This is a genomic window from Paenibacillus sp. GQ49, assembly GCF_059759055.1.
Genome location: NZ_JCAXEL010000016.1, coordinates 145,115 through 152,324 on the forward strand (window position 1 = coordinate 145,115; position 7,210 = coordinate 152,324).

A 7,210-nucleotide genomic window follows, 5' to 3' on the forward strand; every position below is an offset into this window, starting at 1 on the left:
TCACTCTCCTCCGCTATTATTCTAGCATATCTAATATATCGGAAGGAAAGGAGATATCTTTTAACCAAAAACGAGCAAACAAATGGCTAGGGCGGCAATAAAACCAACAACATCGGAAAACAACCCTACTTTGAGTGCATATCGACCGTTCCGTATGCCTACAGCCCCAAAATAAACAGTCAGCACATATAACGTGGTGTCTGTACTCCCCTGAATCGTAGATGCCATACGTCCAATCATGGAGTCAGGGCCATGGGTTTTGATTAGATCTGTTGTAAACGCCAGAGAGCCTGTCCCCGTTAAAGGACGCAGTATTCCGAGTGGCAATACTTCGCCCGGAACACCCATCCAGGACACCAGCGGAGCGAACAGACTAATCACAAAATCCAGTGCACCTGAGGCACGAAATACGCTGATTGCGACCATCATGCCCACGAGATGCGGAATAATACTGATTGCAGTGGAGAAACCATCCTTGGCCCCATCAACAAAGGATTCGTAAACCGGGACCTTTTTGGTAAACGCATATAATGGAACAAACGCGATAATAACCGGGATGGCCCAGACGGAAATCCAGTTGATGAAGGTTAACAAAGGTGCTCATCCTTTCATGCCGGGATTGCTACTTTTCTGTATGCGCGGCGGTTTGTGTAAAGCCCTGTTCCGATACCAGCGATCGGCGATTATAGCAGCAAGTGTAGCGATAATGGTAGCCATCAATGTTGTTCCCACAATCTCTGTAGCATTGGCAGAATGATAGTTTAAGCGGATGGCGATCAGCGTTGTCGGAATAATGGTAATACTAGCCGTATTCAGAGCCAGTAAGGTGCACATCGCAGGAGAAGCTGTTTGTTTGTCCGGATTAAGCTCCTGCAGCTGTTGCATAGCTTTGATTCCCATCGGTGTAGCCGCATTTCCTAGTCCCAGCAAATTGGCACTCATATTGGAGAGAATATAACCCATCGCCGGATGATTTTTGGGCACATCGGGGAACAGGAAACCCACAACCGGACCGAGCAGCTTGGCAATCCGAGCCAGGAGACCCGCATCTTCAGCCATTTTCATCATGCCCATCCAGAACACAAGCACACTAATCAGTCCAAAACAGACCGTGACTCCCGTTGCCGCCCCATCAAAAGCGGCTTGGGTGACCACTTCGATATTGCCGTTAACGGCTGCAAAAGCAAATCCGATTAAAATCATGAGCAGCCAAATTAGATTAATCAAGGATTATATCCTCCCTTCAATGGCGATTTAGCTAAGGAGACAACAGGTGGCTTAACACGACACGCCATGCAGCTGCCCAGGAAGAGACATCACCGATTCCCCCCAGCGTTGCATCTTCTGTCTTCGGTTCAGGAGGAATATAACTGCCTTTGCGATACACCGGAATTGAGCCAACAAGTTTGCCGTCAAGCTGCATATCAATGCGACCTGCCAATCCGAACGAAGGATCTGTCGATTGTTCCTTGCCTTCGACTTTCGTTTCCGACTGGGCGCGATTTTCGTGCAGAATCAACTTTTTGATCAATGAATTTTTCTCACTCTCGGCCAGAGGATACCAGAATCCCCGGCCCGTAACGACATCTGTATTTTGCACAGGCTGCTCTTGCTTTGCGACCTCTACCAACGGGAAGTACTCAAACCCGAAATCTAGCATCCGAGCATGATCGTTCCAATCGTTTCCGTCGTTCAGCGTTACTGCGGCGAGCTGCTGTCCGTTACGTGTAGCGGAGCTGACCAAACATCTGAAAGCTTTCTTTGTGTAGCCGGTTTTCACTCCATCCGCACCTTCATACATCCGCAACATTTTATTTTTGTTGTGCCAGGAGTATTCCCAGCTTTCATTGGGGTTCGGTGCGGATTTGTCCTCCGTGGCTACGATTCGTTTGAACACCGGATTGTGCAATGCATATGCCGTTAATCGGGCCAAGTCATTGGCTGTAGAATAGTGACCTTCTGCATCCAGTCCATGAGGGTTCATAAAATGAGAATGCGTCAAACCGATTTGCTCCGCCTTTTTGTTCATTAACAGGACAAAGCCATCTTCCGATCCACCGACATGTTCTGCGATCGCAGAGGCCGCGTCATTGCCTGAACGGAGCATTAGGCCGTACAACATGTTTTCAAGCGTCATCTCTTCACCTAACTTGAGATAGAGAGAAGATCCTTCTTTGGCAAAAGCTGAGGGAGACACTTTCACTTTCTCATCCAGCTTGCTGTGTTCGATCGCTACGATCGCTGTCATGATTTTGGTCAAGCTGGCAATTCGCAGTTCTTTATCCCCATCCTTGCTGTATAAGATCCGGCCTGATGTGACATCAATGAGAGCAGCGCTTTGCGCATGTGTAGACGGACCTTGAATCGTTGCCTGGGCTTGAGTAGCCCCTAATGAAGACAGCAAGAAGACAGGGATAAGCATGCATGCAATGACTTTCGTTATTTTTCGCATCAATTCATTCCTCCGGGTCACTTGGAATCTTGTACTATCTTATGTCCGGACAACTTGGAGTATGTCCCATCGGGCAAAAACAGCAAAAATCCCTCACCGCTTGGATGGGGGAGGGACGTTATGTATGAGAAGTTATATAGGATATGAAAGACTGAGACGACAATCATGCCTGATCCTTTTTATCCAGCATTTTAGCTACTTTCCGCATAATTCTAGAGACTCTCATCTGGCTAATGTCTTCCATATCTGCGGTCTGGGTTTGATTAAATCCTTCTACACGATGCTTCAGTACAGTCACTTCTTTCTCACTAAGCTTGCGCTTGACCGAATCAATAACCGCATCAACGTATAACTTGTCCAAAATATCTTCTTCAATATTCTCCCCGCTATAGATGGTATCCATCAACGTCACGGATTGAGTTTGTTGATCATCAGCACCTACAGGCTCATCCAGGTATTTCACACCTTTACCCACTTGAAGTGCTTTATTGATCTTCTCTTCTTCCTCATCAAGCAACAATGCGATTTCATGTGCTGGTGGCAGGTAGCCCATATCGTGCTCAAGTCGATTGATTCGGTTAATTAATTCCGTAGCTGTGCGAGTTGGACGAATAATGCTTGCACTATCTCTTAGAAAACATCTGATTTCTCTGACAATCGCAGTAACACTGAACGAACTGAATTTTACGCCACGCCCCGTATCAAATGCTTTAACCGCTTTGATGAATCCCAGACGGCCCAGTTGAAGAATATCATCCTTCTCCACACAATGATTCTTAATAATCATTTCAGGTTTTCCAATATACTTATGAACGGAATGCCATATCAGGTTCTCATTGACCAGAATACAATCCCCGAGGAAATGCTCATCGAGCTTACAACGTTCAATATTTTCTACGTCATCCATTGTGTAATACTTCTTGTCTGCCTGCAAATTCGTGCTAATATGTTCTGGAAATTTTCCCATTTGGATCTCCCTATGTAAAATTAATAAACGATATTTCAGTATTAAAACTCTATTGTTAACTAAATTTCATTGAACTTTTTTGATTATTCCAAGCATCTTGTTATGATGCTCCTTCACTTGATTGTAGTACCAGGGGCGAGCCTTTCCCTTATCTACATTGCCCTCCCCCTGATTGTACGCAATAATTGCCGTACGAATATTTCCGTCGTACTTATCCATAAGATATTCCAAATATATAATGCTTGTCCTGATATTCGTTTCAGGCTGATGTAGCTCCTGTTTGCTTACTCCAAACGATTTCGCTGTGCTCGGAAGAATCTGAAGTAAACCAATCGCTCCATGAGATGATACACTTTCCTCTAACATCCGGCTCTCTTGCCACATCATAGCCAGAATCCAGACGGAATCGATATCCGTATCCTTCGAATATTGAACTACCCACCTCACATACTTCAGCAGCTTTGCCCGGCTCACTGTTTTCTCATGGTGGAGTTCTATATACTGCTCAATCATATCCGTCAATTGTATGTGCGCAGGAGCAACCGATGCATCTTTAACTTGTTTTCCCTGCTTTTCTTGCTTCTCTTGTTTTTCTAGCTTAATTGGTTTTACTGGCTTTACCTGCTCTGCTTCCGTTGCATGTTTTACTCTCTTGGAGTCAACTATTTTTTCGTTGACGCGTTTGTAATTTCCTGATGCCGTTAGACTTCCGTATTGTGAAGCTAATACCACCACCGCAACAACAATACCTATTACTCTTTCTAAAGTGAGCAACAGATTCGCCCACCTCCTTACTGAAAGCTTCTATTATAGAAGGAATAATCTCATACATACGTTAGGATTGGTCTTGTTCACTTGGCTGATATACAATGATTGCTGCAAATTCCAACGTGCTGCTGGATGGATCAACGGTGGAGGTAAACTCCAGCCCGGTAACGAACGTGTGTGGTTTGGATAACATCCATGCGTTGATTAATTCTTCCACACCTGCAGCGCTAGCGGACACAAACGTTTTTACAGCTAAATCCGAAGCGTAGTTTAACACTTTCATTGCTCTTCACCCGATAAGTCTTGTTCCTCTTCCTTTTTCTCTTCAATGAGTTGATTAAACTCCTCTTCGGTCAGTTCATGAATCTCCAATTCGTAAGCACTTGTCAGAATGTACCCCATACCATCCGTTAAATGAACGTTATAAAATGTTTGTAGTTCTTCATGGAAGGTACCCTCTTCGTAATTGAATCCAATAACGGCTTTTTCGTAACCAGCTACACGACCAGCAAACCATACGTTGGCTTTTGTTGTTGCGCCAGTTGGCGTCTGGATTTCATGCATATTGGTCGGCGCGTGGATATACTTTCCAATCATACTGGCTACGATTTCTTCCGTTAATTTATCTTCTTTTGCTTTGATCATATGTGTCATTGAATTATTCCTCCATTAGTTAAAGTCTAGCGAATATTCTTGCCCTTACATTCTCTATACGTGTTATCGGAGCGGCAGTTAAATTGGAGTCGTAGATGAAGTACTGGTTCCGCTGCTTAGGACCATATAGTTCGTCCGCATATGGTGTACAGCCATGTCCAGATCAGCCACTCGTTTGCAGACAAAATCTTCAATCACAGGCTCCAACTGCGTGAAGCCTACGCCCAAGATCGGTTTTTTATGTATATAAGCATGATGCATGATCACAATATCAGTAGAGGTCAAATGATCCATTTCCAGATTAACCAAGACAGCATCAGCCTGTACCACTACTTTCTCAATGATCAAGGCATACTCCCTGTTGCTTAAATCAGAAGCTGTCGAAGAATCATGACTTGCCCAAGCGATATCCGAATACCCCTCTAGACGTTCCACAGAAAATCCTAAAACCACCACACTAAGCATTTTGTCCCGCCTTTCTTTCTGTACTAATCACTCTATACGACATAAAAAAGCACCCAGTTAAGGGTGCTCTCTCTATTCTATGTAGGTTACTGAATCTATCTTCAACAAACTTAGGCTATTAATTGCCACTTATGACTACAATGCTTCGTATTTCTCACGAATCGCTTTCCATAACTGGGATATACGTGCCTTGGATACACCTAGCATTCCTGCAATCTCTACAAATTCATACCCTGAAGTCCGAAGTTTAAAGATTTGTTTCTCACGTTCGTTCAGTTTCATATTCTCCATGATATCTGTTACAAACTCGAAATTCTCATAAGCAAACCCAGCATGACCAAGCGCTAATGCGATATCTGAGCCTTCCGATTCATCGCCACCACCCTGATCCGTGCACATGATCTGTACAGCGTTAACTACACTGAGATTTTTCTCAGACATGCACTTGCGGTACATATCCTTGATCTTATTTTCAATAAGATGATCAACAAACGTCGACATTTTGGCTTTTTCTGCATCATACTTGTCCAGGGAGTTAACTAATTTGATCATAATCTCCTGGGTCACATCTTCTTTCTCCATCCCGGCAAATGTTTTCCCTCTAAGCTTGTGACGACACTTCTCCTGAGCTTTATTCAGGAACATGTCTATATCCCCAATCTCAAATAAATCATCAAAACCCATAGCAGTTGTAACAGACATTATACATTTCCCCCATTAACTATTTAATTATTAGTAGTTCGTATTCTTTCTTCACAATCTAGTCGCTATCCAGCATGATCTTACTCTATATTCCCGCTATTGCTCCCGAAATCTCATATACCTTATGTAGTCTTGTTACACTCAATTGAAGCTAATAAGCCTAATTACATACAAACGATCAAGCAATCTCCCTTTGATCCGCCTCCCCATTCCCATCCTATTACATTCAGAATAACAAATACGAACTAATGTTCGCAACATTTATTTATTTCGTTCGCTTATATGCCTTTTACTGACTATATACGAAGTATACAGTGAAAGGTAAAGCAGCATTTTTTACAAACAAAAAGACCAACACAGAGCGCACCACTGGAAAATACCAAAATGGTGGAATGTGTCGGTCTTGGTCTGACATCTATTTCGTCCCAATTACCGAAGATATGGCCTTCAAGTTCTTTAACAAGGTTATAGGCTTCGTCAAGATTATTAATCTATTCAATCGCCATAAGGGTAGTATAAGGAAATATGTAGGATATTGTCAACAACAAAAATTAGTTCCTAAGAACCTGTCCAGTATTCAAACGTCAGTTCATAGGTCTTAAGGCATGTTAATCTCATCATTTTTCAGCAGCACTTCAACATCCTTGTTCATCTTGAAGACTGTAATCTGCTCTGCAAAATCATGACCAAAAAATGTTGTTTCGATGTCTTCGATCTTCAGACCCATGTTGATATAGGAGAAAACGGGGTTGAAATCTTCTCTCATCATATGTGCTAGCTTCATCTTGTATTCGGCGAAAATTTGACTTGAGTGTGATTGCATATGTTCCAGCATGAATGCTTCAGGCTTGGTGAATTTTGCTGTAAACTTTAAGATGATAAAATGATTCATGATAGAGACTCTGGTATCTACCGGCCCGCGTTCAGTAAAATCTTTTCTTATTCTGGATGCCAACTTTGCGAGCTCTCTTTCCAAGTCTTTTATCTCAATGTCCCATCCCTCCTTGCCAATCATCCTGACCCCTTCTACTGCCCCTGAACATATGAATTCAACCTAGTTTAATCAAAACTGCTTGTACAAGACAAGTTTCAATGGATGCATTAAATCAAGTCACTATCAACTTTTCATGAAAAAGGAATAGACCCCAGAACTAGGCTTGGGGTATATCACTTTATTAACTATATTTTATAATTATTCAAAT

The 7,210-nt window shown here is 42.9% G+C and carries 10 protein-coding genes; all 10 read right to left on the minus strand.

Translation table 11 applies throughout. The features are described 5' to 3' along the window. Window positions 1-60: 60 nt before the first annotated feature. The 10 genes from AC6CIF_RS23610 to AC6CIF_RS23655 all read right to left on the minus strand — a co-directional run bounded on the left by AC6CIF_RS23610 (window position 61) and on the right by AC6CIF_RS23655 (window position 7,023). Window positions 61-594: a spore maturation protein gene (locus tag AC6CIF_RS23610; protein ID WP_017687658.1), complete on the minus strand. Its 534-nt coding sequence runs from the start codon at window positions 592-594 to the stop codon at window positions 61-63. Window positions 595-600: 6 nt separating this feature from the next. Further along, complete coding sequence (locus AC6CIF_RS23615; RefSeq protein WP_498201733.1) at window positions 601-1,227, minus strand: nucleoside recognition domain-containing protein; 627 nt, start codon at window positions 1,225-1,227, stop codon at window positions 601-603. 31 nt (window positions 1,228-1,258) lie between these two features. Next, the gene (locus AC6CIF_RS23620; protein ID WP_498201734.1) at window positions 1,259-2,452 is read right to left on the minus strand and encodes a D-alanyl-D-alanine carboxypeptidase family protein; all 1,194 of its coding nucleotides are present in this window, start codon (window positions 2,450-2,452) and stop codon (window positions 1,259-1,261) included. Window positions 2,453-2,615: 163 nt separating this feature from the next. Further along, window positions 2,616-3,419, minus strand: a complete 804-nt coding sequence (locus AC6CIF_RS23625) for a sigma-70 family RNA polymerase sigma factor (RefSeq protein ID WP_253501438.1) — start codon at window positions 3,417-3,419, stop codon at window positions 2,616-2,618. Window positions 3,420-3,485: 66 nt separating this feature from the next. Beyond that, window positions 3,486-4,193 (minus strand): lytic transglycosylase domain-containing protein, encoded by a 708-nt coding sequence (locus AC6CIF_RS23630; protein WP_498201735.1) that lies wholly within the window; start codon window positions 4,191-4,193, stop codon window positions 3,486-3,488. Between the two features lie 61 nt (window positions 4,194-4,254). Beyond that, window positions 4,255-4,470 (minus strand): hypothetical protein, encoded by a 216-nt coding sequence (locus AC6CIF_RS23635; RefSeq protein ID WP_215075971.1) that lies wholly within the window; start codon window positions 4,468-4,470, stop codon window positions 4,255-4,257. Beyond that, a complete protein-coding gene (locus AC6CIF_RS23640) occupies window positions 4,467-4,841 on the minus strand; it encodes a hypothetical protein (RefSeq protein ID WP_498201736.1) in 375 nt (124 codons plus the stop codon). The genes AC6CIF_RS23635 and AC6CIF_RS23640 overlap by 4 nt, the downstream gene beginning before the upstream one ends. Window positions 4,842-4,919: 78 nt before the next feature. Continuing rightward, window positions 4,920-5,306: a hypothetical protein gene (locus AC6CIF_RS23645; RefSeq protein WP_498201737.1), complete on the minus strand. Its 387-nt coding sequence runs from the start codon at window positions 5,304-5,306 to the stop codon at window positions 4,920-4,922. Window positions 5,307-5,441: 135 nt separating this feature from the next. After that, the gene (locus AC6CIF_RS23650; protein WP_498201738.1) at window positions 5,442-6,008 is read right to left on the minus strand and encodes a sigma-70 family RNA polymerase sigma factor; all 567 of its coding nucleotides are present in this window, start codon (window positions 6,006-6,008) and stop codon (window positions 5,442-5,444) included. Window positions 6,009-6,606: 598 nt separating this feature from the next. After that, a complete protein-coding gene (locus tag AC6CIF_RS23655; protein ID WP_036607758.1) occupies window positions 6,607-7,023 on the minus strand; it encodes a Na-translocating system protein MpsC family protein in 417 nt (138 codons plus the stop codon). Window positions 7,024-7,210: the final 187 nt, after the last annotated feature.

Coding starts and splice junctions, on each gene's coding strand:
- AC6CIF_RS23655 (WP_036607758.1), bottom strand. CDS start 7,023: ATGATTGGCAAGGAGGGATGGGACATTGAGATAAAAGACTTGGAAAGA.
- AC6CIF_RS23620 (WP_498201734.1), bottom strand. CDS start 2,452: ATGCGAAAAATAACGAAAGTCATTGCATGCATGCTTATCCCTGTCTTC.
- AC6CIF_RS23645 (WP_498201737.1), bottom strand. CDS start 5,306: ATGCTTAGTGTGGTGGTTTTAGGATTTTCTGTGGAACGTCTAGAGGGG.
- AC6CIF_RS23650 (WP_498201738.1), bottom strand. CDS start 6,008: ATGTCTGTTACAACTGCTATGGGTTTTGATGATTTATTTGAGATTGGG.
- AC6CIF_RS23625 (WP_253501438.1), bottom strand. CDS start 3,419: ATGGGAAAATTTCCAGAACATATTAGCACGAATTTGCAGGCAGACAAG.
- AC6CIF_RS23635 (WP_215075971.1), bottom strand. CDS start 4,470: ATGAAAGTGTTAAACTACGCTTCGGATTTAGCTGTAAAAACGTTTGTG.
- AC6CIF_RS23640 (WP_498201736.1), bottom strand. CDS start 4,841: ATGACACATATGATCAAAGCAAAAGAAGATAAATTAACGGAAGAAATC.